A 25,370-nucleotide genomic window follows, 5' to 3' on the forward strand; every position below is an offset into this window, starting at 1 on the left:
GACCGTGCGATTGGCCTTGACCATGGTTTTTTCAAGGACTTAGAATGTGGAATCTATCTAATGAAAAAAACTAATAAAAATCAATGAGTTATTTTATGATAAGAATAATTGATGAAATAGGTTGTTCAAGATGTCGTTTGATTGACTTAAACGCGAATAAATAATTTTACCTAGGGTGTAAAAATGAGGATAAATTATGATAAAGGTGGGTTGATTCGCCCCTCTAAGATTCAATTACCAAGAGCGACTGATTTCAAAGAGTCAACCAACAAGTCCAAGATCCTGTTGGTCTTTCCCCCAGACTGGTACCCCTCAGAACCCTATCTAAGCCTTCCGACCTTAACGGCTTTTCTTCGATCTGCCGGCCATGACGTAGTCCAAAAAGATGTCAATCTAGAAATGTACGACTGGTATTTTAGCCGGGACTTCCTCCGTCGCATTCTAAAAAAAGTTCCCCAGCAACTTGATCGTCTCAAAAAGATTAGAAAGAGTCGTGAGTTAACGGATGAGGAAGTGGATCTTCAGTTAGCTCTCTGCAATTGTACCCGAGGCTACATCAGCGATTTAGCGGAAAGAGCCGAGAAAGCAAAGGAAATTGTTCGAAGCCAAGAGTTTTACGAGAGTGACAAGCTGGAATGGGTGATGAACACATTCAGGGAAGTGACGGCCACGATATCCTTGGTGTATGCCCCGGCAAGAATCTGCATGCCTCCAATGGAAACCGATTTATCCTATAAACTGTTTATGTCGTCTGAAGTGCTTGAGGCCGTTGAAGATACCCAAGTCAATATTTATCGGGATGTGTTTGAGGAAATTCTGAAGCCGGCCATTCTGGCCGAAAAGCCTGACGTCATTGGGATTTCAATTGTTCTTCGCCAGCAATTGTTTTCTTCTATGACATTTTGTGCACTCATTAAGGAGCAATTTCCCGAAATTCATGTGACCATCGGAGGCAATACTGTCACCCGCCTGAGGGAAGTGCTTCCAGATATCCCAAATCTCTTCGCATTATTTGATAGCGCGATCGTCTATGAAGGTGAAACTGCCCTGTTGCGATTAGTGGAAGCCATAGGCTCGAATGGGGATTTATCACATGTACCTAATTTACTATTCAGAGATGCAGCGGGGATTCATGTAAATTCCGAATCCTACGCCGAAAATATGGGCGAGTTACCTCCTCCAGATTTCGACGGATTGCCATTAGAGAAATACTTTGTACCCGAGCCGATTCTTCCCTACTTAGCCACTCGTGGATGTTACTGGGGGCGGTGTGAGTTCTGTGATCATGGTGAGGGCTATACAGCAGGGTATCGGACCAAAAGGGATTGGCAGATTATTGAAGAACTCACCTATTTAAAAAATAAATATCAGGCCCGACATTTTCATTTTACCGATGAGTCATATCCCCCTGCCTTATTTCGAAAACTCACCAAAAAATTGATTGAGTCAAATTTAGATATTGCCTGGACCACACATATCCGTTTCGAAAAGAGTCTTCTTGAGGACCAAGTTTGGGCGGATGCCAGGACATCGGGATGTAAATTCCTTCATATGGGCTATGAATCCGGAAGTGAGCGGGTGCTTCAACTCATGGATAAGGCGACCACGACGGAGGTGATTCAGCGAAGCTTGGAGTTGTCCTCCAAACACGGGGTTTGGAATCATGTCATGGGATTTTTTGGATTCCCTGGTGAAACTTACCAAGAGGCCAAATTCTCTATTCAATTTTTAGAAGATAATCGGGAACACGTCCATTCGATTGGATTTGGGACATTTGATTTGAGCAAACATACCCCCGTCGCGAAGAATCCTGAAAAATTTGGCATCACCTATTATAAAAACCCGGAATGGGATTTGGCCTTGGATTACTATTTTACGGTAAAAGAGGGGTTGAGTATTGAGGATGCCGAACGGGTATTCGAGGAATTTGAGCAAAATCATTATGCTGGGTGGGATTTGAAAATTTTCGTGCGGGAGTATGTGTTTTTATACGTGGCCCACTTCGGGACCAATAAGTTACCTTCGCTGCAATTTCGGCTCGACTCGCACGATTCTTCAACGAAATTAGCCTCTGTCTAATGTCAGGAGCGTTGACCCTATGACTGATACCTTAATTGAAATCGAGCGTGGTGGTTCGACCGATAAATTCAGACGGACGTTTAAAACGATGTTGCTCTTTCCTCCGGAATGGGTTCCTACCGCTCCATACCTTGCTTTACCCAGTCTGACCGCCGTACTTCGGTCCTATGGCCATGAGGTTGTACAGAAAGATGTCAACATTGAAATGTACGACTGGTTTTTCAGTGATACCTTTTTAATCTGGGTAAAGCTTCGAATGGATCAGCAGCGGCGAGGTTTGAAGGAACGAAAGGCCCGCAATGAATTGACCGATTTGGAACGAGACCGACTGGCTTGTTTGACATCGCAAGATGCGATAGATGTCATGGAATTGGCTGAACGAGCTACGGAGGCCAAAGCCATTGTGCGAGGCGAGTCATTTTATGATGCAGGAAAACTGGAATGGGCCTTACAAACATTCCGCGATGTTATGCAGTTTATTTCTGCCGCCTATTTCCCCGCTTCCCTTGTATTCTATCCCATGGAAAGTAATTTGGGGTATCGCTCGGGAGTTTCGACTGAAGTATTGGCATGCCTGGATGACGATCTTGTTAACGTGTATCGGGATGTGTGCCGTCAGTTAGTGCTGCCTGCTATTCAGAGAGAACAACCGGAAGTGATAGGAGTTTCCGTCGGAACCCAAATGCAACTTCTGGCGGGTATGACCTTTTGCAAAATGATTAAAGAGGAATTTCCTGATATTCATGTGACCGTGGGTGGCAATGTGATTACCCGGTTAAAAGATGATCTCCCAAAACGGAAGCAATTTTTCACACAAGTCTTTGATTCGGCCATATTGTACGAAGGTGAACATGCGTTGGTTTGGTTGTTGGAAGCGCTGGCGGGTGAACGTGACTGGGGCAAGGTCCCTAACTTGATGTGGCATCAAGGGGGGGAGGTTCGTGTGAACGATGAAATATATACCGAAAAGACGACGGCCTTGCCTCTTCCGGATTTTGAGGGGTTACCCTTGGATGCCTATTTTGTCCCGGTTCGAATTTTACCTTACTTGGCCACTCGAGGGTGTTACTGGGGACGTTGTACCTTTTGTGATCATGGGCAGGGATATTTCGATCAGTACCGTGGAAAGCCCGCGCATGATGTAGTCCGAGAAATCAAAGCCTTGAAGGAGAAATACAAGGCAGAGCACTTTTTATTTTCAGATGAATCCTATCCTCCCGCCTTATTGAAAAAGGTTTCGCAATTGCTGATTGAGGAGCAGGTGGGGATAAAATGGACGACCTTAATCCGGTTTGAAGAGTCATTGCAGGATCCCGAAATATGGAAACAAGCCGTTCAAGCTGGCTGTTGCACGCTGTATTATGGGATGGAATCGGCAAATGAGCGTGTTTTGGAGCTCATGGATAAGCATGCGAAAAAGGCTGTGATTGAAAATAATCTACGGGAGGCCGCCAAAGCCGGGATCTGGAATCATGTAATGGCTTTTTATGGATTTCCAGGTGAAACTCGGGAAGAAGCCGAGGAGACACGGGAATTTCTCCTTGAAAATAAACGGTATATTCATTCGGTGGAATTATTCTATTTTGTGGCCTACCGGCATACACCAATGGTTCGGAATCCTGATAAGTTTGGTATCACCATTCATAAGCAGGAAGAGTATGATATGCCTCTCGATTACTATTACACGTTGAAAGAACCTGGTGGAATCACTTGTTTGGAGGCGATGCAATTGGCAGAGGAGTTTTATCAGAAAGACTTTGAGCCATGGGCTGTTAGAGTCAATGCCCGGGAACATGTATTCCTCTATATTTCCAAATTTGGTACGAATTACCTGCCCCAGATCTATGCGATGAAAGCCGGGCAGGATGAACCACGAACTGATGGGGTGCAAGGTTTGATTACCTGGCCTGTGGCTAATGCGCCTTCCGAGAAAAATTCAAAAGGTGAGTCAGGAATGTCCCGTGTGGTTAGTCATGCTGCTCCGTGATCATCCTGTTGTCGAGAGGACGGCTATTCTGCAGATGATTGGATAGAATTTGATAGGCTGCATGGATTTCCTTAGTTTTGGCCTCTCCCTTTTTATACATTTCCATATACTTCGCTGGATTATTGGTGAGGCCTGCGTAACGTGATGGATACCAGACTCGCCTGGCTTCCTCATATCGTTGCTGTAAGGCATCAGGCGAGAATGGCTCTGTTAGATTTAGGAGCAGCAGTGCCCGTTCGACGGTCATCGAGTTTGGGTCGCTTGAGGAAATCATGAATTTTTCATCAGAAGGTTTTATGCTGCTCAGCAGCCTGATTGATATGCTCAAGTGTTTCAAAAGAACAGTGATACTGTCAATTGGATTTCTGATTTAACCACAGCCAGTCTTTTTCTTAGAAATTTTTGACGATGCTCCGTGAACTTCCCATACTAGAAGCTCCAAAGTTATTTGGCAGTCAGGATTACCGCGATGTGTTGATGCGGGAAATGGATGCAGGGAAAATTCCGTTAAGCCTAGGGAAAGAATGTCCCGTCAAATGTGCATTTTGTTATGAATTAGACCATTCCTACCGGGAAACGCTGGATCCACCAAAAACCTCCCAGGAAGACTGGGAGTTTATGTTGAATTATATTAACTCCAAGCCAACAGATCCTCTTCAGTTCTGGTGCCTGGGCGGTAATGAATTCATGGAATGGACCGATTTGTTTCTTCATCCAAAAGCCATGGAATGGATCGAAGATTTTTTGAAATTTACCGATAAAAGCATTCAATTTTTCACGGTTGGTTTTGTCCATGTTCCCAAGATTCATCGGTTGGTCGAGCAATATCCCGGGAGAATAAATTTTGAGTTATCCGTCATTACCCTTGGGGAGTATAGACAAAAACTGATGCCGCATGCTCCATCGGTTAAACATCTGATGAAGGTCCTGGATGGCCCTGCAGTTTCCTCTGCAAATTTTTATGCCTTTGATGAAAACACGATGTCTGCAGATGCGAAAACGATTTCTCGAATCAATTCTCGGTGTGTATTGTGGATGGGATGTTTGACGCCGGTGGGCGGAATTCAAGAGGCAACAAGTCGGGTGATGAGGCAAGGTCGAAAATATCTTGCTGTTGAGGCGGAAAAGATATACGATGCCGGCCTTCCAAATTTTACGACCATTCATACTGAAGCCTATGTGACGGCTTTTTTGAACCGAAAGAGAATTCTCAGTCTATTTGATTCTTTGGAATTAGAAAAACGGGATTCGGTTGTCATGGCGGGAAGTGTGTATCGGATATTGTCTATGTTCAGGAAAAATCGAGCAAGGTTTCTCCATGTGCCGAATGCCACCCTTGGAGGAGATTCTGATTGTACGGTGCTGTTGACGTTGAATGACATTGCCAAACGGCTGACAAAAGAAAAATTTATTTATGTTCCCCAATGTATTGTGGAGTCTGGCAGAGGTCCGAATCGCGATATTGCCGGGGTTCATGTTGACGACTTTGTAAATAAGACCGGAGTGAAGGTGAGAATTTTGCCAAAAATTAGCACGAAGTTTGCCAATAATCGATTGTATCGAAATGGGTCACTACAAAATTACGTGGAGGATTATGTGCGTAATTCCATGGCACGTTCTTATGAAGCGACCCCATTAATAGCCTAAGTTGATGGGAAGGTAGGTGATCCAGAACTACTGAACCAATCAAGTTTTTGGAGTTTATATTGGTGAAAAGATTTAGAGGATTGTTCCTTTTTTTGTTATTAGTGGGTGCTATAGGCTGTTCCGGAAATTTGGAAAGCCAAGAGACATTCAGTCAACAAAAAAATGAAAACGATTCGTTAATGTGTGAAAAAATCACTGATGGAAGAATGGGGGGTAGAGGAGTTCCTGGCTGGCAAAGAGCTTATGAGGAATGCATGGTTACGGGAGGTCAGTAAAATTCCCCTTTATAGATGAAATACCTTCTATGGTTTTGTGATTTTGAGATGCGCCTAACATATTTTTAATCCCACCTGAAATGTTTTCTTGTTGATTATGAATTCTTCTAAAAACTGGCTTCAATTTTATCAGGTTGATGTATTTACAAGTGAGCCGTTTGGCGGCAATCCTTTGGCAGTATTTCCGTCCCCAGGAGAGCTTAGCGAGCGGGAGTTTCAGCAAATTGCGCGTGAAATGAATTTGTCTGAAACGGTGTTTGTACTCCCGCCCACCGATCCCAAGGCTGCGGCCAAGGTGAGAATCTTTACCCCTCTTCAAGAAATTCCGTTTGCCGGCCATCCCATTTTGGGAACATTTTATGTGCTTGGGACACTGAAGCATCTTGCCTTGCAGGAGCCCGTGACGAAAGTTTTTTATGAATGTACCCTGGGCCTGTATGCGCTTGACCTTATTGTCCTGAAGGGACAAATTGAACAGGTCATTATGTCGCAACCCTCTCCACAATTTATAGATGTCATCTCACAGGCAGAAGCCATTTATGATATTGCCAGGGCTTTGGGAATTCACAGATCGCTCATTGCCGATACCCTTTTCCCTGTTGAATTGGTATCAACAGGATTGCCGGTACTAATTGTGCCCATTCGGAGCCTGACAGCGGCAAAATCCATGGAAGTTGATCATTCTGAAGTTTTAGAGATTTGTGCTCGATTTGGGGCTAATGGAATTATGATCTTTACAACGATGACAGTGGAGGAAAGCGCCACTGTTCATACGAGAATGTTTGCCGATCCCATTGGTATTTCGGAGGACCCTGCAACAGGCAGCGCAAGTGGCGCCCTGGGTGCCTATTTAGTCAAGAATGGAGTCGTTGAAGTTGGTCCGACTACTGAGGTGGTTATGGAACAAGGATATGAAATTGACCGGCCGTCACGCATTTTGGTGCAGATTTTTTCTGATGATGATGTGATTAAAGAAATTAAAGTGGGAGGTCAGGTGGTAATGGTGGCTGAAGGAAAGATGGTCTATTAGCCTATAAAATTGTTTTTTGTCAGCTCTGCATTCTTGAGGGAAAGTTGTCTGAATGGGAATGGAAGAGAAATTTTCTAAATATTCCTATTTGGCGAGTTCTCCAGCTATATGCCCCATCTCAGGTAGAATAAGTTTCTCCATTGCCAGGCGAACGGCCCCCTGAGACCCAGGAATAGAAAATACCACCAATTTCCCGTAGGTTCCTGCGGTGGCCCGACTTAACATGGCAGACGATCCAATATCTTGATAGCTCAAATACCGAAAAAGCTCTCCAAATCCATCAAGTCGTTTTTCCAATAAATCATCAACGGCTTCAAATGTGGAGTCTCGCCGGGAAATACCTGTCCCGCCATTGATAATAATGACCTGAAGCGCCTCTTGACCGCTGGCTTGGAGGAGCATGCCTTTGATATCAGCCGGTTCATCTTTAATGATTCGGTACTCTGAGATGGAGTGTCCCTGCTCTTCTAAAAGATGGCAGATTAGCTTTCCACTGGTATCGGAATCTGGCGATCGGGTATCACTACATGTGAGCACCATGCAGACCAAAAATGATGACCTCTGTGCTTTGTGTGTGAGATGAGACGGTTGAGATTGGTCGGTATGTAATCCATGTTCTTTATGATGTTGATGTTCATCCATGCTTTACCCATATAGGAAAAACCTGACTATTAAGACCAAACGGAATCCGGTTTGAGCTGGGCCGCAGGCTCTCCTTTTTTTATGTGCTCATCCAAAATTACCGCCACATCGGAGTCTTTAACTTGAGAGTACCAGGTTCCTGTCGGATAGACGACAACGTTAGGGCCACTTTCGCAGGGCCCGAGGCAAGTTGTCCCAGTGACTAGTACCTCGCCAGGTTGGACGCCACGTTCAATCAAGCCCATATTGAGTGCCATCAATAAATTTTGAGCACCCGCAGCTCCACAAGAAGGCTTGGGGTGACCAGGAGGACGGGAATTCGTGCATACCAGAATATGATACTTCGGTTTTGGCATAAATACTCCTTCTCAACGAATAGGTGAAAGAGAGAAAAATTCAATCGAAAAAATGAACGAAAGGCTCATTGAGAGCGAAACAGATTCCACATGTCCACGCATTCATCCGGTAACTTCCAATGCTTAACTCCCGCAAGAATCCAATCTAAATAATGATCTTTGGCTTTAAATTTTCCAATGCTTTGGGCTACGTGCGTGCTTACGAACTCTTTTTCTCCTTCCTGAGTGAACACATGGACCTCAACATGACGAAATGCTCCCTCTGGAAGATCGCCCTCGAATTTGTCCATTTCTTGGACATCCTCCTGGGTGAGCTCAAAAACACCTCCCCACACTCGCTCACCAGCAGAAGGGGCAATGGTGGCTAATCCACAACGCCATTGGTTGGACCACCGCCCGAATTTGATGGTGTGGTCTGGGACGTATGCCATAAATAAAAATTGTGCTTCAGGAGCACGTCGTTTGAGCTGTGTGGGATTCAAATTGTCCGCATAAATAAAAAATCGCATGGGTTAAGTCCTGTCTGTTTAGGGGAAAGGTAGTATTACCATACTGCCTTCGAGAACTGTCAAGGACTGATTCTCTGTATCCTAAAAGTAGGAGCTTTTTTTTGTAAGGTTAGGAAGGATCAAGGAAAGTTTATGCCCTTGCCCCAAACTCCAAGTCAAGGGATGGGGGATGGGACCTAGACAAGATTAATAGCCAAAGAACATCAAGGTAGAGCTAAAGTGGACTCTGGAGCCTACGTCCTTGGCGAGAGGTGTAACTGTTTGTTGGAATGGTCCAGACGAACAAGAAAACGATCAAAGAAACTGAGTCCGAGGAGGCCATCGATCCCGTCTGGGAGGTTCGGTATGGTATGTATGACCACTTGGACATCATCTCTGCCTGTATTTCCCACACGAATTCTTCGTGCGACACCTAGCTCGGCTTGAACCCTCCCCCCGACAGTAAGGAGGTTAATCGGCGAATTGGCGGTATTTGATCGAATTCCCGCATCAAATGCCAAATCTTCTGAAATGGTTGTAAATGTCGCCCCCGTATCAACTATGAGTCTGGCTTCATGGAAGTCATTCAACTCCACGTTAGCTACCCAAACACCTCCTAAATGTTCCAGGGAAATCACAGAATCCTCTGCTCCAGACGCTATTTGGTCTGATTTGGGAGGAAACGACCGAGTGGGAAGAAGAGATTGGTCTAAAGATAATCGACTGAGAATAGTCTGTCCACCCACCACTGTACCGATCGCTATTACCATAAAGGTAATTAAAAGTTTGTTGGCAGTCCCCAATTCTTAAATTCCTCGATCAAGGAGCAGATTTTAACGCTGGTATCCTTAGGATGGACCTCAGTAGGCTTTTCGGTTGGGACCGAGCAAGCCTTGAAGACTGAGTTGAACATTGGAAATGATAATGGTTTATCTTGATGGGATGGTCTGTGAATTTTATTGACTTTATTGCCGTTGACAGGACTTTCATCGAAGCTAATCCATGCAAGGCAATGTTGTGGTTGCCGTACTTCAGAAAGTCATTATTGCAATTTAGTTGCAATTAATGTTGACACACCTAAAGGCCTTTGGTATTTTTGGCCGCAAGGCTTTTATTGGCAAAAAATTGATGATCCGAAAACCGCCCTCTCTCATCTCTCGATGTAATATCAGATTGGCTCTAGCGCTTGCTTTGGTATTGTTGAGTTCAATACCGTTTGTGCAGGCCTTAGAAATCCATCATGTCTTTGCTGAGGTGGATTATGATGGGCATCAACATTCTGATGATGATTTGTGCCAATGGGTACAGCACCATACTTCCAATTCTCTAGTTTGGGATGCCTCGGGTTTATCTCATTGGTCTGTTGTTGCCGGCTTCCTTTCCTTTGATCGAAACGAGACGTATGCGTCTCTGACCCTTCCCTTCGGTAACCCTCGCGGTCCTCCAGTTTCCTCTTACTCCTAATTTTCTTTTTTGACAACTGTCTTTCACCCTCAAGTCGGCCTTGCGCAGCCTTCCAAAGCGGAAGGGTGCTTGTGAATGACGCAAGGGGAGACAGCCTGCTAATCGCTTGTTAGATGCTGGAGGTTTCTGGATGTTGATTAGGGATGATAAATGTGTGGTATGGGGTGGACTTGTTTTCTGGATTCTCGGATTGGGGACGTTTGTGGGTGTTAGCTTTGTTCAAGCTATGGAAAAAGACCCTAACAAAAAAATCTGGATTGTATCCGGTTTAGTGCAATATGAGGATCTTCGCCGAGTCCCTCAGGCAACAGTAGAATTGCGGGATCAAGAAGGCACGCTCATTGAGACTCAAGTGACGAATGAAGGGGGTGAGTTTATTTTGGCTCCTCCGGAGTCTGGTGTTTATTCCATTCGAGCCATTCAATCAGACTTATCGAGCGAATCAACGATTCTTAAGATTGAAGACGATCCATTTCTTGAGGTCAAGTTAACCCTGGCACATCGTCAGGAGCTTACTCTTGAGGTTGTGGCTTCTTTGCCTCCTATTCAGCGTCGGCTCTCCGGAGAATCCTATTCGGTGAGTCGCAAGGATATCGAGGAATTACCCAGAGGGAATAATATTGCTCTGAATGATCTGCTTTTAACACTTCCTAGTGCGGTAGACGGGGGACTGAAGCAAGTGCACATTCGTCAGGACCACGCTAATTTCCAATTCCGGATAGATGGGGTCCCCGTTCCGGATACCGTTTCTTCTGTCTTTATGGATGTCATTTCCCCACGTACCTGGGAGCGTGCAGATATAATTTTGGGGGGGCCGGAAGCACAATTCGGGAATAAAACCGCTGCGGTCATTGACGTAACGACGAAAAGCGGGACACAACCCGACTCTGGCTCAGTGCAATTCTTTGGTGGATCCAACGAAACACTGAATCCTGCTTTTGAATATGGGGGAACGGTTGGCTCGGAATTTCGATATTACCTCATGAATAGCTTTATCTCGACAAACAGAGGAATTAATCCGCCCACTTTAGGAAAAACCGCATTTCACGACCAAAGTAACCAAAATCAATCCTTGTTTCGTGGAGATTGGCAGATCGATAACCAGAATACCGTGACGTGGTTATTTCTTAACTCAATTGCCAAATTTCAAATTCCAACTCGACCAGGGTTAGCGGCAAATCCCACTATTGTGGGGCTAATCCAAGGGACTGATTCGGGTTTTGAACCGGTGACTTCTCAAAATATCGATGAATACCAAAAGGAAAATAATCAATATTCCCAGCTCGTCTGGCGCAAGGATTGGAGTCATGATCAGTTTTTCAGTCTGGCCGGATTTTTTCAGCATTCCCGAGCCACGTTCACGACCGACCCTTTCAATGCCTTATCCTATACACAAGATACTGACGAACCTTTTTCGGCCGGAGATCAGGACCGATGGGCCTATACTGGAGGGATACGGTTTGATTACAGTCATCGATTAAATCCCGATCATTTGATTAAAACGGGATTCCAGATTCAAAGGACCCAGACTGTCAATAAAACCCGGCTGTCGGCTTTTTTGAGGGATGGAGCAGGCGATCCGGTGGGGGGAGTCATTTCTCGCAATGCCGATAACCGCACCATTGGATGGCGCGAGGAATTCTGGATTCAAGACCAATGGACGCCCTGGGCTCAATGGACCTTTAATCTTGGTGTTCGGTTCGATCAAATTCAGGCGTTAACCAATGATGGGCAAGTGAGCCCGAGGATAGGAGCCACCTACGCCATGACTCCAAATCATGTCTTTCATGCCTTCTACGGGAGAATGTTTACTCCGCCAAATTTAGAAAGTGTGCCTTTTCTTCAATTGAACACGGTGGGAACTACGGCGCAGCCGGAGAATTTGAAGAATACCACGGTGAAGCCTGAACGGGCTCATTATTTTGAGGTTGGTTCTGCCCATGCCTTGGGGGATTCATTGTCAATAGAATTGACCGGTTATTATAAATTGAGTAAAAATTTATCTGATGCCGGACAATTCGGCACAACCCCGCTTCTTAATTATTTTGCGTTTAAACGCGGTTGGCAGCGGGGAATTGACCTGGCTGTAAAAACCAAGTTTTTAGATAATCTGTATGGGCGCGGTAATGTCGCATGGGGCCAGTGTCGAGGGAAAAAACTTCAATCAGGTTTTATGTTGTTAGAGCAGGATGAAATTAATGATATCAATTCCAGCAGTGGAGTATATTGTGATCATATGCAACTAGTCACCAGTTCGGCTGTCCTAACTTATCGTCCGTTCACGAAAACAACCATTACTGGGCAAATGTTATTTGGGTCCGGGATGCGGACAACAGACGAGGGAGGAAAGACTAATGGCACCCATAGCCCGTCATATACCACATATAATCTTTCCATTGAGCATCTACTTCCTCTTTGGGATAAGTACAAACTGTTGCTTGGGTTTGATGTCATTAATCTGCTCGACCAACGGGTGTTTTTAAATGATGGAGAGGGGAGTATTGGGCTTGGTGTGGCACATGCTAATATGCCCCGATCATTTTTCTTTCGTGGACAATTTTTCTTTGGTGCATAATTCTATGAGCGTTTTCCGGAACCTTGGTTTCTGCATGTCCATGCTCTGGCTTCTAAGTGGTCCGTCGCTTTCCTATGCGGCCGAATCTGATTCTGCGACGCATCAATCTGACCATGAGGAAGACGTACAGGTGGAAACCCTCGACACCGTCCATGTCCATGGGCTACGACTCAATAAAGATCAGCAAGCTGGGCCGGTTCCTCAGCTGACGCCCTGGCCGACGGTTCCGTCCACCTTAGATGGGCAGGTCCTAGATGATTGGCTCAAAGCTCGAATTTTGGTTAGTAAATCTTCCGAGGTGACGGTCGTGATCATTCAACCTGCCACGCATCGAGAACTCACTCAATCCTCATTGGCAGCTCTCAAGCAATGGACGTTTTTACCTCAAATGAATGGAGATGAACCAATCGATGGTGAAGTCTCACTCCGTATTCACTTTCGTACTCAGTAAATTATTTCTGATCCATATAGGCACTAAGCGGGGGGCAGAATAGTTTTTTCAAGATGTTTTGGCCTTGCTATCCAATGGGGTTATAGAACCCTGAGCAGGGCTTCTGTCTTCCTTCTGCAATAATCCTCCCATTTATCGAATAGACATTTTTTACGCAAAAGCATAGGATATTCTCTTCACTTTGTGGATGGTTGGTGACTTCCATTCGATTGAGGGAGGGAATCATTGATTCTCTTTGGCGTTTTTCCTCGTGCTTTTACGCATGGTTCCTGTAGCCCTGCTGCCTGTCCTGCCTTTCTTTTCTGTTCCTTTCTCGGTGATTGATGGTTCCTGCTCAGCAAAGAATCCTAAAAATCGTTCTGATGGTGACAGTGTTGATCCTGTCCCTTAGCGTTTTTGTGCTTATTGGGCTTTATTCTGAAGCCGTCGAAGATGAAAAAAATCGACTGACTCATTTGACCAGCATATACGTTCATTACTTGGAAGGCATGACTCAATTGACTCCCGGGTGGGACGAAGGGGCAATGCCTCAAGAATTCTTCGCAAATCGCATTCAACAGGAATTTGATTCTCTGAGGGATCAACATCACTTTGGGCAAACAGGGGAGGTGCTTCTAGTTCGCCGGCATGAAAATGGAGGGCAGAGGTCTTCCCAATTTCAACTGGATTTATCCGTCGATAGCAGGCCGCAAATTTTGCCTGATAGTCGAGGGAACAGGGTCTTACTAGCCTATCAACCCCTTAAAGGTCTTCCTCTGGGAGTGATAGCGAAAATTAATATTCAGGAAATCCAATTTCTCTATTTTCTTGGTGGAGGAGCCATTGGAATACTGGAAGTAGGGTTCATGATGGTGGTCGGATTTATCCTGGTTCAAGGTAAAAATGCTAGTAGGCAGCAATGGCCTAAAGATCGAGAAAAAATCCGAGGAGTCGTAGTGAGTGAGGGAGAGGGAATTGTGACTTTCAATGAATATGGAAAGATCGAAACATTTAATGAAACGGCGGAAGCCATGTTTTTTTGGCAAGCCTCAGAGGTAATAGGCAGGCCCTTTAGAAGTCTGGTTGTTCCTCCGGAACAGGACGTGTGGGACCTATTTGTTGTGTCCTATGGGCAATTGACCGTAGAGCGTATTGGTGGTTTGCGGAAGGAATTCAAGGCCCAAAAAAAAGATGGAACAGTTTTTCCTCTGTCGTTGACCTTGAGCGAGTCGCCGCTAGCGGGCCAGCGCCTGTTCACAGCGTTATTACGGGATGAGACAGAACAAAAACTAGCTGAACGCCGGTTAGCCGCCCAATATGCCATCGCCAGGGTGTTGGCCGATTGCACGACCATTCAACAAGCCACTCCTGAAATTCTTCAGGCGGTCTGTAAAAGTTTAGGATGGCAAGTGGGGGTACTCTGGCAAGTGAAGCCTGGGACCAAAATCCTGTTTTGTGTGGAAGTGTGGCGAACCTCCCATGAACGGTTTTCTGAATTTGTTACTGTGACGCAAAGTATGTCCTTTTCGAAGGGAGTTGGCCTGCCTGGAAGGATCTGGGAGACAGGTACCCCGATATGGATTCCTGATGCGGTCAAGGACCCTAATTTTCCTCGTGCACCAATGGCCGCTCAGGCAGGATTACATGCGGCATTTGCCTTTCCTATCAGGCTAGGCGAGACAATTCTTGGAGTAATGGAGTTTTTTAGCCGGGAAATCCAGGAGCCTGATGAGCCCTTGTTGCACCAAATGGTGTCTGTTGGAAGCCAGATTGGGCAGTTTATGCAACGAAAAGAGGCAGAGATGGCTCTACGGGAAAGTGAAGAACGAACACGGCTCATTTTGGACACGGCCCTTGATGCGGTGGTCACCCTAGATGAGCTTGGCTATGTTATTGGGTGGAACTCACAGGCGGAACGCATGTTTGGATGGTCCAGGGAAGAAATCATTGGGCAACAAGTGGTAACTACTATAATCCCACCGAAATACCGGGAGGCCTATCCACAGGGAATTCAACACTATATCACGTCAGAAGTCAGTGCAATATTAAATAAACGGATTGAATTGTCCGGGTTGCATCGTGATGGCCATGAGTTTCCCCTGGAATTGGCGATTTCGGCTGTTCAATCACAAGGGAAAACAATTGTGAGTGGGTTTCTCCGCGATTTAACCGAGCGACGACAGACAGAAGAAGCCTTGTTGAAAAGTGAAGAGCAGCGTCGTCAAGCCCAAAAAATGGAGGCGATAGGGACCTTGGCCGGTGGGATTGCCCATGATTTTAATAATATCTTATCGGCCATAATAGGGTATACCGAACTGGCCATGACTCAAATTGGGGTGGGAAGCCCGGTTTTGCCCCGATTGCAAGAAGTCTTACGAGCAGGTTATCGCGCCAAAAATCTTGTTCGGCAAATCTTAACTTTCAGCCGGCGAGATGAATCTGGGAAAAAAGTGATGCATTTACAGCCGATTGTGCGGGAAGCGTTGAACCTCCTTCGTGCTTCTCTTCCGTCTACAATTTCCCTACATGCAGAACTCCAACCAAGCACTGCGCCGGTTCTGGCTGATGCGACTCAAATCCATCAGGTGGTCATGAATTTGGGGGCTAATGCAGAATATGCCATGCGGCCGATGGGCGGAAGGTTGATGGTCACATTAGAAGAAGTAGCGGTTGATGAAACGACAGCATCTCTTGTTCAAGGGTTGCATGCGGGGCTTTATATCCGTCTAAATGTTACTGATTCCGGGCAAGGGATGTCACCGAGTGTTACGAAACGAATTTTTGATCCGTTTTTTACTACCAAGGATGTTGGAGAAGGCACGGGGATGGGATTGGCCGTTATTCATGGGGTCGTGACGAGTCATGGAGGAGTGATTCGGGTCGATAGTCGGAAAGGACAGGGCACGACCTTTACCATTTACTTCCCTTGTTCCTCTCTCCCAGTCGAAGTTCAGCAGGTTCAATCAACGTTTTCTTCCAATTGTAAGAAGGGAACAGTGATTTTTGTGGATGATGAGGTATCTATTGCTAAATGGGCCAAGGATATGTTGGAAAATATGGGCTACCGGGTTGTCGTATTTACCAACGGTCCTGAAGCGCTGCAGGCATTTAAAGAGAATCCTGATCAATTTGATGTACTTGTAACGGATCAAACCATGCCAGGCATGACGGGAGAATTTCTGGCTCGTCAAGTAATGAGCATTCGTCCTGGGTTTCCCGTTATTTTGTGTTCAGGGTTTAGTTACACCATGAATAAAGATAAAGCCTTGTCGATGGGTTTCCGAGCCTATTTAGCCAAGCCGGTGTTAATGGGCGATATGGAGCAAGCGCTTCAAGTTGCGTTGACTCCTTCCCTCCCTCATTGAGCCAAGGGATCCAATCCTTTTTTTCATTTTTCCCCGTGCCAATATTATTTGGCAGTTTATCTGATTTTTTCGAGGTTTTTTATTTCCGTAATAACGGAGCATTAAGGGATCTGAATAGATTGATTCATCCTATGTTATGACTCTCAACTCAAATATTTCCGGTATCACAATCGGGAAGATTAGGAACGCAAGTCTGGAGAATCCCTGGTAAAAGCTGCGTGAGGAGGATAATTTTGATCTCCTGCCACGGGATAGGGATTATCTTGGTATTTCAGATTGCCCTGAGGCATCTTCAACATTATTTTTTCCTCTCTTTGACTCTAATTTTAAAGTCCATTATCTATTAGGCCTTTTGGGGCATTCATTCCAAATTTGTCGTGTTGGTTGACAGTTTCTGAGGCTGTTTTATTGATTATCAGAAACTTCGCTTTAGATGGTGGTGGACTTCCATGGGCTATCCCCCAAAGCGTCGAAGTATTTGTCAAAAGAGGAAAAAGAGGGCTGATTTAACGTCTTCCTCGTATGGACTAGGTGGGAGAAGAAATTCAAGACAAGCAAGGGAAATTGATGAAAATGGGGCGTCGTGTGTGACCGGTTTACCAATTGCATATTGCATATAAGGTGGGGTGGCGGAATTCCATCAATAGAGAAACGTAGTTTCAGAAGGAGATTGCGAAATGGGTGAATTTTTTTTCAAAGAGCATGGGGCGGCAGCGATGGAATATGCCTTACTTCTGAGTTTAATCGGTATGATCGTTATCGGAATTTTTCAGGCGCTAGGCTCCAATCTGTTTGATGGGCTTTCGGCGCTAGACCATGTTTTTGTATCGACTCAATTTAAGGATGACCTGTTGCATCACCCATAGGTAGAAAGCTCCTACCATTTCTTAGCACCCTGCTCGCTAGGGTTGTACCTCCCATCTGTTTCTCTTCACTTTGATTTAAAAAAATCTGATTTAATTCGCCATTATTTCGGGAAACGGGTTTTGGAATTGTTTGGAGGTGGTTATGCACCTTCTTCTCCTCAAATCTGTACATGGGATCAAATAGTCCGCTAAAAATGGGACTGTCACCTTTAAATCTTAAGTCCCGGTGGTGCTTTGCCGAAAAAATGAGAAAAAGAAGGGAGTTTAGATATGTTTGTACGATTTCTTGGGATTCTTATGATGTGTGCGACATGGGGCTGTGAATCGCTTTCAATGACCCATCAGTCTGCGGATGTTTTGACGCCCGGGCCACCCCCGGCCACTTTGACCTCTCTTTCGCCAAGGGAAACTGAAGACTCCTCGTCACTTGCCCAACGCATGAGCATTCCTCAAGGCCCGAAGACGGGAATAACTCAGGAAAAGTCCCAAGTAGATCCTTTCCCCACTGTGTATTTTCCATTCGATAGTTGGGAGATTTCATCAGATGTTCAAGATCGTCTGGATGCCACGGCTAGTTGGATGAACCGCTTTCCCAATTATGAGCTCATAATTGAGGGGCATACGGATGTACGTGGAACAGAAAGTTATAATATGGTTCTGGGGGTAAGACGAGCAAAAGCCGTCAAAGAATATCTGGCCAATTTAGGAATTTCACGCAAACGTCTTGATGTGGTTTCCTTTGGGAATACCTTGGTTCTGTGTGAAGTCGATGACGAACATCAATGCCATCAATTTAACCGACGTGCTGACTTGCTTCTGGAGTAAAACTTTTCCTACTGGAAAATGCCTCCCCTTAGTCGAAATGCGTGAGTTTGACTTTTTGTAAAATTCCCATTTAATAGGTCCTCCAGTCCTTCTTCCTGGATTTTCCGGATCCAAATCAGTTCTTAAGAACTCAATTTGTAAATCTTATACGTATGTGTTGGGTATGGCATCGAGTCATTCTTGATGAGGGGATGTCTTGAGTTGCTTTCCCGGTTTTCTCCTCGTAATTGACAATCTTTTACCGATATGTTATTTGCAATAAACTTGCAATAAGGAATCTAAAGACCAGACTTACATCTTTTGTTGAAATTGGAACCTAGCATCAAAAAAGATCTGCGAGCTACAGGGCGACGCATGACCCGTACACGCCAAGCGGTTCTGGCATTACTGCAAAGGACTCGCCAGCCAATAAGTGCCACGGAAATTTTTGAACAATTGCACCAGGAAAAAGTGGCAATTGATCTAGTGACCGTGTACCGAACCTTGCATGTGCTGAAAGATTTAGGTCTTGTTCTCCAATTGGACCTTCACCAGGAAGGTCTCGCCAGATATGAACTGAAGGAGGGGCGGGAACATCACCATCATATTCGTTGCCAGATCTGTGGTCAGATCGAGGATTTGTTGTTATGCCCGTTAAAAAAAGTCACAAAATTGATTGAACAACGGACCCAATTTATCGTGGATGATCATACATTGGAATTCACGGGATTGTGTCCACAATGCCAATAAGATGATTAAAACTCTTGGACCGAGGCTTTCAAAAGCCGGCTCTATCGCTTCTCTGGTATGTGCTGTGCACTGTGCGGTGACGCCTTTGGCATTGCTTGCCCTTCCCGTCATTGCCGCACATTCCTGGGATGGTCTTGATGGAATAATAGGAGCCTTTTGGGCCGATACTACTGAATGGATGTTTTTGGGAGTAATAGCCTTATTGGCAGGCTTTGGATTATTGGCGACCTATCCTAGGCATCGCGATAGCCGTCCTGCCCTTTTGACTGCTTGCGGACTTGTGGTGTTAATGACCGCTCATCTCCTGATCGAATCAGGCGGTGGGTTAGAGATTATTCTAGATGTAACCGGAGCCTCTATGATCGCAATGGCTGGCTTTTGGAATCGCCGGTTATGCCACCATTTAGGCTGCCATACTCACGAGCACACACATGAAACCAGCGGTTCTAAAATTCAACCCCTTCCTGATTTATCCTCCAATTCTTAAGCCTCAATACCTTTAGCTTGTTTACCGCAGGCTTCGCCTAATGAAATTTTCTTTGTTAATTCCTTGGAATCACGGTGTTACCTTTTAATTCCGAACCAAGGCCTGTGGGGAATGTAAGGGTTGGATTTAAACGCCCGTTTTTAAAATGGGGTCAGGTGTCATAAGTAACTAAGAGGAAGATTCTTGTTTTCGTCGAGGAACATTAAATTGGTTATGAAGTCAATATCTTACTTTTAGCCGACTTATCCAAGGCTTCCCCCAAATCCTCAAGAAGTTGTTCTGTCTCTTCCCATCCGATGCAGGCATCTGTGATTGATATTCCCCACTCCAAGGGTTTCCCTGCTTCCCATTTTTGATTGCCCGGCTTCAGATTACTCTCAATTAACAAGCCCATGATGGCGAGTTGGCCCTTGGTGAATTGTTTAATAACTGATTGAGCCACGGGAACCTGACGGGTATGGTCTTTTTCTGAATTGCCATGAGAGCAGTCAACCATTACCGGACGACGAATCCCTTCATTCGTTAAGCAACGCACGGCCTCAGAGATATCTTCCGGATTATAATTGACTCGTCCACCACCTCCACGAAGAACAAGGTGTCGGTCCGGATTGCCATTTGTTTTGATTACTGAGGTAAGGCCGTCGGCGTTCACCCCAATGAAACTTTGAGGATGTCGGGCTGCAATCATGGCATTGAGAGCGACTTGGAGTCCCCCATCCGTACCATTTTTAAGACCAACGGGCATGGATAGGCCACTGGCCATTTCTCTATGGGTTTGGCTTTCGGTGGTGCGTGCGCCAATAGCCGCCCAACTAATTAAGTCGGAAATATACTGGGGGGTTACAGGATCAAGAAATTCTGTAGCGCATGGCAATCCTAGGTTATTGATCCGCAGTAGAATAGAACGGGCCAGTTCAAATCCTCCCCCAATTTCGCAGGAGCCATCCAAATGGGGGTCGTTGATAAGTCCTTTCCACCCCACCGTTGTGCGGGGCTTTTCAAAATAGGTTCGAAGGACAATCAGGGCATGCTCCTGAATGCGATCAGCGACCAGTTTGAGGCGTTCAGCATAGAGAATGGCCGCTTCCGGGTCGTGTATCGAACATGGGCCAATAATGACTAACAGGCGATGTGAGTCTCGTCCATGAAGAATATCTCGAATGGCTTGCCGAGATTGGAGAACCATCTGTCCGGTTTTTTCGGGCAGGGGGAGAGAACTCTGCATCTGTTTTGGGGTCGGAAGTGGGGTAATATCGATAATGTTTCGGTTATTAATTGGTTCGGCCATGCGAGACGTCCTGGGTAAAATGAGAGAATATCTGGAATTGCAGAATTAAGTACCGTAACCAAATTATGCGGGAATTGACAACATTGTAATAAGAAACCCTATATCCAGGCAACCGTCATTGGTAATCTGTAATACGCCACTAAAGAATAGGGTTGATAAGGGTGGCGAGCAATACCGTGCAAAAAGGGAAGGATGTGAGGTAGGTGAAATAATTCCCTGGCAATTAAATGGGAAGAAAACAAGAACACTTATTCTGGGAGCACAATGAGGAAGGAATTTTTAAACTTCAAAGCCCGTCAAGCTGTGGTGTTAATCAAATTGGCACGTTGAGAACTATACCACCGCATGACATCTTGATTGGCGGGGTCTTGAGTAGAGGTAAATGAAAATTTGGTGCCAATGACTAAATCCACCGTGGGATCAACCCACTCAATCGTTCCGGAAAATTTGGAAAAGTGGCTAAATCCTGGCAAACGACAACTAATGTGGAGATGTGATGAAGAGACGAGTGGCCATGCGGAAGGTGCGACGCGAAACTGGCAACCCGTCGGGGAGAGATTGCTGAGCTGAACAGGTAGCACAGCAAGGATTTTTCCTTTGTCACTGAGTGGTCGAACGGCTCCAGTCATATTGACCGTCAAACGAGGAAATGAGCGAGGGTGTTGACGTGAAACGTTTGGTGGGGCACCTAATCGAATTGTCGGAGGCTGTGTGAGAATTTCTTGAATGACCGTTTCAAATTCATAAATGTCCTCATCGATACATGAACGACCTTTACAGGGAATCCCGCAACTGAGACTGCTGAGTGCCGGATCTTTTGGGAGTGCACAAAGGAGGGAGTGATCCGCTCCCAGTCCCAATAAATAGGTTTGGATTAACAATTTTTCAGGTGTAGAGGGAAAGGTCAACCAAATGGAGTTTGAGCCGATGGATAGGTGCGGAGATGTCGAAAGCATGATTCCCTTTTCGGTTGTGTGAGGCCATGTTACAAGGCCAAATTCCGACCGACAAGATGAGGAGGGGAGAACGGAAAAGGACCGACCTTAATATACAAGAACAGGCTAAAAACTCTAGAATGTTTTTTGAAGGCTTATCGCCCAGGTAGACGGACATTCCATCGGCTTGGAAGGGGAATAAGGGAAAGACTCTGCCGTTAAGCGGCAATGAAACTAATTTGTGGTTGGCGGTCAGGTTTCTTCTGGGTGGGGATGAAGTTCTTGAATGAGTGAATCCGCTAAATTTTCAGCAGAGATGACATAGTTCTGTGAGTCAATGGCCTGTTGGAAATGTGCGATTTTGTCTTGTCGAACATCCGGAATCTGAGACATTTGTTCGAGGTAAAAAGAATCTTTTCGGCTAGGAATGGAGGGGGATGTTCTGTCATCTTTGGCAGAGTTTGAAGCTAAAGCAGAAGCCTCTTGGCAATCATCGGGAGATGACAAGGCCATTTCCTTAGGAGGACACGATGGGACATCTCCTGGTGGTTTTGGTGGGATGGAGGAAAGTTGATTCATTGGTGGTTTAAGGGTACTCAGGATGAGATGGAATCTTAGTTAAAGATGAATAGAAGAATCAAATGGCATCGTCGTCCCTCTTGGCCGTCTAATTCTTTCGAGAAAATCCCTCCTCACCTTTTGAGCGGTTCTCATGGAGGATTGAGATAATAATGGAATATGTTGTGGGCGCCCGTATTCATCAATTGCAGACCATTGATCCAGGAGAAATCCGGTTGATCCAGTTAGCACTGCCTGAGGAAGTTGAGATAGCGGGAAAACTATACGCCCTCCGAGATACCATGCGTCCAGGAACAGCCTTTCTCGCAAAGCCCTGGGGAGACCGGACGGGCAAATATCGAAGACGGATGTATACCCGGTCAAATGCCTCCTTCAACGAGCCACGCTTGTTGGAGACGTTCATCAATTATACCCATCTCGAACAGTCTGATACCTCCAGTTGGTGGCAATCGGAAATGGCCACCGACTGGTTTGAGAAGGGAAAAACTGTAGAAGTTCGTCTGCAAATGGACGAAGAGAAGGGGAGCGCGTTGGTGTATGAAAATACCAAGGTATGTAAGGCTACGAATCTTCGCTTGGAAGACGATGGGATATGGGAGGGAATGCGAATGGTTTGTGTGGCCTTTGGCACGGGCATTACGCCATTCTTATCGTATGCCCGATATTTAAAAGCCAAAAATTTTGGTCGAAACGGAGGGAGAGTTGGAGCCCACCTGACGCTGGTGGTTAGTGTTCGCCATGAGGGGCAGTTAATGCTCCATGAGGAAATGGTTGCGCTTGAGCACCAATTCCCCGAACATTTTCGATATCAACCAGTTCTAACTCGATCCTGGCCGATTTCCTGGGGATATCCGAAAGGTCGAATCCAGCGAGTGGTACACTCCGTCTCCGGACACGAGCAAGTTGACATTTCACCGCTTCAAACTATTGTGCCGAAATTAGCTCAATCGCATTTACGGATATGTGGGAGCGTCACGGCCTGCCGGCAGCTCACTCTGGGGCTTGAACAAGGCGGGTTGGTTCCGCTGACGCTGCGCACGGAGTCCTGGTAGAAGAAATCCATGCTGAAAGACAGAGGAATTTGGTGTGGATGGATTCCCTATTCCCCTGCGGGCCGTGTAATGGAATCTGGAATCGTGACATTTGGACGGCGTAATAAGCGAATCACAGGCCGACCAAGGAAGGTGTAATGTCCACAGATCAGACAGTGCAAGCTGAGTGTGACAAGAAGTTCCTGCTCCAACTGTTCTAATTGTACTGTTCGCGACCCACATCGACAACAACGAGGATACTTGTCGGAGGAGGCCTTTTGGGTCAAGGTCTTTTTGGGAGAGGTCTTGCGTGACTTGCCGATTGGTTGGTCCGGCTGTGTTGACTTTTTCATGACTGAATCCTTGGTCAAGGTAATAGAAGAACCCATCTGGTTATAACCAATTCCTGTGCCAAAAATTCGGAGTAAAAAGTGACAGGAAAGTCCAAAAACGACCTAGAAATAGGGGAAAGGAGGCTGACACTGGGTAAAATTTTCCCGAGGAACAGGGTCAAAAATGCTGAGCTGACGTGCTGTTGGCCGACTAAAATTTATTGACTGGGAATGGGAGTCGAGGGGCGAGAGAGGATGGCCTCAGAACGTAGGCGGAGATTAGCTGCTTCCGATGGTCGATTCGCTGCTTGCAACATTCGAGCATATCGTTGAAGGATGGCTGCCACGTCCGGATGGTTTGGGCCATTCGCGGTTTCCTTTAATTTGAGGGCCCGTTCATATTGCGCAGCGGATTTGTCATATTCTTTCCGATCTTCGTAATAGGTGGCCAAACTATATAGACTACTTAGAAGCAGGGGATTTCCCGGTCCTAACCCTTCAGCATGTTTAACCGTGGCCAATAACTGGTTTTCTAACGCAGGGGTGGGTGCTTCTCCGGTTATTGCCGGAAGCGAGGTCCGAGAAGAAGGCGAAGGTGTTTTTGAATGGGAGGTACATGCGCTGAGTAGGCCAATCAAAAGCGTGGTGGTCCACATCATCTTAAAAATAGATCGTATATTCCGATTCATAGAATTACACCCTGACCAAGGCATCTTGAAAAAATCCCCGATTACGATTAGAAAGTCAGAAGTGATTCTATGAACTCTGAGCCTGTTCTCGCAAGTGAACTCCCCGGTTTATGATTTATCAAATACCAATTCATTGTGCTTTTTAATGGAGAAGAATACACGATGACGGTCCTGTGGTGTTCGATTTCGGCCCATGGCTTTGGGCATGCCGCGCAATTAATGCCAATCTTGAATGAATTAGGTGGGGCGATTGAAGACCTGCATGTGATTCTACGCACCCAGGTCCCTGCTGATTTCTTTCAACGTCATCTCCGCGTGAGATGGGAGTTGCAGGATGTCCAACAAGATGTGGGATGTGTCCAGCGAGGGCCCTTGCATATTGATGTGGAGGAAACATGGAAGGCCTACACCAAATTTCACGCACAGTGGGAGTCCAAGGTTGAGGAGGAAGCTCAGGCCATCCGATTGTCCAAGGCGCGTCTGGTCATCTCCAATATTTCGCCTCTTGCCATAGCTGCCGCAGCTCAAGTGAAGTGCCCGGTGGTGGGAATTGCCTCGCTATCCTGGGATCGGGTGTTAGAGCCATTTGCCCAGGCCGATTCCGGTATACATCGTTCGATTCTCGAAACCATTCGTAACAGCTATGGGTTGGCAGACTTTCTCATCCGCCTTCATCCGGGTATCGAGATGCCGGCCTTTGGTTCGACGGTTGATGTAGGGCCTTCGGCACCCTTAAGAGAACCGAATGGATATGATCTGCGAAAAGCGTTGGGGGTGGAAGAGCATGAATTGATAGTCCTCATTGCCTTTGGGGGTGTGCCGCTCAACCGTCTTCCGCTTAAGCAGATGTCCGCCATGGCCGGGTTCCACTTTTTAGTAAGCGACCTCCCATCTTTTTCTTCTTATACCTCGGTGCATCGTGTCGAAGATCTTGCGATGCCATTTGGGGAAATCAGTCAACAGGCGGATATCATCATGACCAAGCCGGGGTATGGCACCGTGACCGCTGCGGTCCAGGATAAGACGGCACTGGTCTACGTCCGTCGACATAATTTCATTGACGAACAGAGTTTGGTGGAATATATCCATCGACACGGGCGAGGAATGGAGTTATCCCGTGATGACTTTGAATCGGGCAATTGGGAACCGACTCTTCGAGCTGTGCTTAAAGTAGCGGTTCCGTCTGTGGCACATCCTTCACCGGGCACGGGTGACGTTGTTCATCAGTTAAAAACATATTTGTCGTGCTGAAGGAAAATGGGCCGGGGATC

Annotated in this window: 23 protein-coding genes; 13 read left to right on the forward strand and 10 right to left on the reverse strand. The window is 46.1% G+C overall.

Going from position 1 to position 25,370, the window contains the following annotated elements; all coding sequences use genetic code 11:
- Positions 1-183: 183 nt before the first annotated feature.
- Together PP769_RS13620 and PP769_RS13625 are read left to right on the forward strand one after the other, a co-directional pair.
- The gene (locus PP769_RS13620) at positions 184-2,079 is read left to right on the forward strand and encodes a B12-binding domain-containing radical SAM protein (protein WP_312641009.1); all 1,896 of its coding nucleotides are present in this window, start codon (positions 184-186) and stop codon (positions 2,077-2,079) included.
- Between the two features lie 19 nt (positions 2,080-2,098).
- Positions 2,099-4,066 (forward strand): B12-binding domain-containing radical SAM protein, encoded by a 1,968-nt coding sequence (locus tag PP769_RS13625; RefSeq protein WP_312641011.1) that lies wholly within the window; start codon positions 2,099-2,101, stop codon positions 4,064-4,066.
- On the opposite strand, the gene PP769_RS13630 is transcribed toward PP769_RS13625, so the two are convergent.
- The gene (locus PP769_RS13630; RefSeq protein WP_312641013.1) at positions 4,047-4,340 is read right to left on the reverse strand and encodes a hypothetical protein; all 294 of its coding nucleotides are present in this window, start codon (positions 4,338-4,340) and stop codon (positions 4,047-4,049) included. The genes PP769_RS13625 and PP769_RS13630 overlap by 20 nt on opposite strands.
- Before the next feature lie 134 nt (positions 4,341-4,474).
- Here PP769_RS13630 and PP769_RS13635 point away from each other — a divergent pair, with 134 nt between their 5' ends.
- Both PP769_RS13635 and PP769_RS13640 read left to right on the forward strand, forming a co-directional pair.
- Entirely contained in the window at positions 4,475-5,713 is a 1,239-nt protein-coding gene (locus tag PP769_RS13635; RefSeq protein WP_312641015.1) for a hypothetical protein, read from the forward strand.
- 372 nt (positions 5,714-6,085) lie between these two features.
- A complete protein-coding gene (locus PP769_RS13640; RefSeq protein ID WP_312641017.1) occupies positions 6,086-7,018 on the forward strand; it encodes a PhzF family phenazine biosynthesis protein in 933 nt (310 codons plus the stop codon).
- An 84-nt stretch (positions 7,019-7,102) separates the two neighbouring features.
- Here the strand turns inward: PP769_RS13640 and PP769_RS13645 are convergent, their stop codons facing one another.
- From PP769_RS13645 to PP769_RS13660, 4 genes are all read right to left on the reverse strand, one after another.
- Positions 7,103-7,660: a MogA/MoaB family molybdenum cofactor biosynthesis protein gene (locus PP769_RS13645; protein ID WP_312641019.1), complete on the reverse strand. Its 558-nt coding sequence runs from the start codon at positions 7,658-7,660 to the stop codon at positions 7,103-7,105.
- Positions 7,661-7,689: 29 nt separating this feature from the next.
- Positions 7,690-8,016 carry a (2Fe-2S) ferredoxin domain-containing protein gene (locus tag PP769_RS13650; protein ID WP_312641022.1) on the reverse strand — a complete coding sequence of 109 codons (327 nt, stop codon included), beginning with the start codon at positions 8,014-8,016 and terminating at the stop codon, positions 7,690-7,692.
- A 65-nt stretch (positions 8,017-8,081) separates the two neighbouring features.
- Positions 8,082-8,525: a gamma-glutamylcyclotransferase family protein gene (locus tag PP769_RS13655; RefSeq protein WP_312641024.1), complete on the reverse strand. Its 444-nt coding sequence runs from the start codon at positions 8,523-8,525 to the stop codon at positions 8,082-8,084.
- A gap of 233 nt (positions 8,526-8,758) precedes the next feature.
- Positions 8,759-9,274, reverse strand: coding sequence for a retropepsin-like aspartic protease family protein (locus tag PP769_RS13660; RefSeq protein WP_312641026.1), 516 nt, complete (start codon positions 9,272-9,274; stop codon positions 8,759-8,761).
- An 824-nt stretch (positions 9,275-10,098) separates the two neighbouring features.
- Between PP769_RS13660 and PP769_RS13665 the strand changes: the two genes are divergently transcribed.
- From PP769_RS13665 to PP769_RS13695, 7 genes are all read left to right on the forward strand, one after another.
- A complete protein-coding gene (locus PP769_RS13665; RefSeq protein WP_312641028.1) occupies positions 10,099-12,543 on the forward strand; it encodes a TonB-dependent receptor in 2,445 nt (814 codons plus the stop codon).
- A 34-nt stretch (positions 12,544-12,577) separates the two neighbouring features.
- Positions 12,578-12,994: an energy transducer TonB gene (locus PP769_RS13670; protein WP_312641030.1), complete on the forward strand. Its 417-nt coding sequence runs from the start codon at positions 12,578-12,580 to the stop codon at positions 12,992-12,994.
- Positions 12,995-13,356: 362 nt separating this feature from the next.
- Positions 13,357-16,338: a PAS domain S-box protein gene (locus tag PP769_RS13675; RefSeq protein ID WP_312641032.1), complete on the forward strand. Its 2,982-nt coding sequence runs from the start codon at positions 13,357-13,359 to the stop codon at positions 16,336-16,338.
- A gap of 677 nt (positions 16,339-17,015) precedes the next feature.
- Positions 17,016-17,204 (forward strand): Flp family type IVb pilin, encoded by a 189-nt coding sequence (locus PP769_RS13680; protein ID WP_312641034.1) that lies wholly within the window; start codon positions 17,016-17,018, stop codon positions 17,202-17,204.
- A gap of 270 nt (positions 17,205-17,474) precedes the next feature.
- Positions 17,475-18,029 (forward strand): OmpA family protein, encoded by a 555-nt coding sequence (locus PP769_RS13685; protein WP_312641036.1) that lies wholly within the window; start codon positions 17,475-17,477, stop codon positions 18,027-18,029.
- A gap of 354 nt (positions 18,030-18,383) precedes the next feature.
- A complete protein-coding gene (locus tag PP769_RS13690) occupies positions 18,384-18,758 on the forward strand; it encodes a Fur family transcriptional regulator (RefSeq protein ID WP_312641038.1) in 375 nt (124 codons plus the stop codon).
- A gap of 1 nt (position 18,759) precedes the next feature.
- Entirely contained in the window at positions 18,760-19,245 is a 486-nt protein-coding gene (locus PP769_RS13695) for a MerC domain-containing protein (protein WP_312641040.1), read from the forward strand.
- A gap of 211 nt (positions 19,246-19,456) precedes the next feature.
- On the opposite strand, the gene PP769_RS13700 is transcribed toward PP769_RS13695, so the two are convergent.
- The 3 genes from PP769_RS13700 to PP769_RS19785 all read right to left on the reverse strand — a co-directional run bounded on the left by PP769_RS13700 (position 19,457) and on the right by PP769_RS19785 (position 22,047).
- Positions 19,457-20,533 carry a 3-deoxy-7-phosphoheptulonate synthase gene (locus tag PP769_RS13700; RefSeq protein WP_312641042.1) on the reverse strand — a complete coding sequence of 359 codons (1,077 nt, stop codon included), beginning with the start codon at positions 20,531-20,533 and terminating at the stop codon, positions 19,457-19,459.
- 296 nt (positions 20,534-20,829) lie between these two features.
- On the reverse strand, positions 20,830-21,489 hold the full coding sequence (locus PP769_RS13705) for a PilZ domain-containing protein (protein ID WP_312641044.1): 660 nt from the start codon (positions 21,487-21,489) through the stop codon (positions 20,830-20,832).
- A 231-nt stretch (positions 21,490-21,720) separates the two neighbouring features.
- Positions 21,721-22,047, reverse strand: coding sequence for a flagellar biosynthesis anti-sigma factor FlgM (locus PP769_RS19785; protein ID WP_376753384.1), 327 nt, complete (start codon positions 22,045-22,047; stop codon positions 21,721-21,723).
- Between the two features lie 152 nt (positions 22,048-22,199).
- On the opposite strand from PP769_RS19785, the gene PP769_RS13710 reads away from it, so the two are divergent.
- Positions 22,200-23,099, forward strand: a complete 900-nt coding sequence (locus PP769_RS13710) for a hypothetical protein (protein WP_312641046.1) — start codon at positions 22,200-22,202, stop codon at positions 23,097-23,099.
- A gap of 47 nt (positions 23,100-23,146) precedes the next feature.
- Here PP769_RS13710 and PP769_RS13715 read toward each other — a convergent pair whose 3' ends face one another.
- Complete coding sequence (locus tag PP769_RS13715) at positions 23,147-23,431, reverse strand: hypothetical protein (RefSeq protein WP_312641048.1); 285 nt, start codon at positions 23,429-23,431, stop codon at positions 23,147-23,149.
- Positions 23,432-23,628: 197 nt separating this feature from the next.
- A complete protein-coding gene (locus PP769_RS13720; protein WP_312641050.1) occupies positions 23,629-24,099 on the reverse strand; it encodes a tetratricopeptide repeat protein in 471 nt (156 codons plus the stop codon).
- 162 nt (positions 24,100-24,261) lie between these two features.
- Here PP769_RS13720 and PP769_RS13725 point away from each other — a divergent pair, with 162 nt between their 5' ends.
- The gene (locus tag PP769_RS13725; protein WP_312641052.1) at positions 24,262-25,350 is read left to right on the forward strand and encodes a hypothetical protein; all 1,089 of its coding nucleotides are present in this window, start codon (positions 24,262-24,264) and stop codon (positions 25,348-25,350) included.
- Positions 25,351-25,370: the final 20 nt, after the last annotated feature.

This window comes from Candidatus Nitrospira allomarina (assembly GCF_032050975.1).
Classification (GTDB): Bacteria; Nitrospirota; Nitrospiria; order Nitrospirales; family UBA8639; genus Nitrospira_E; species Nitrospira_E allomarina.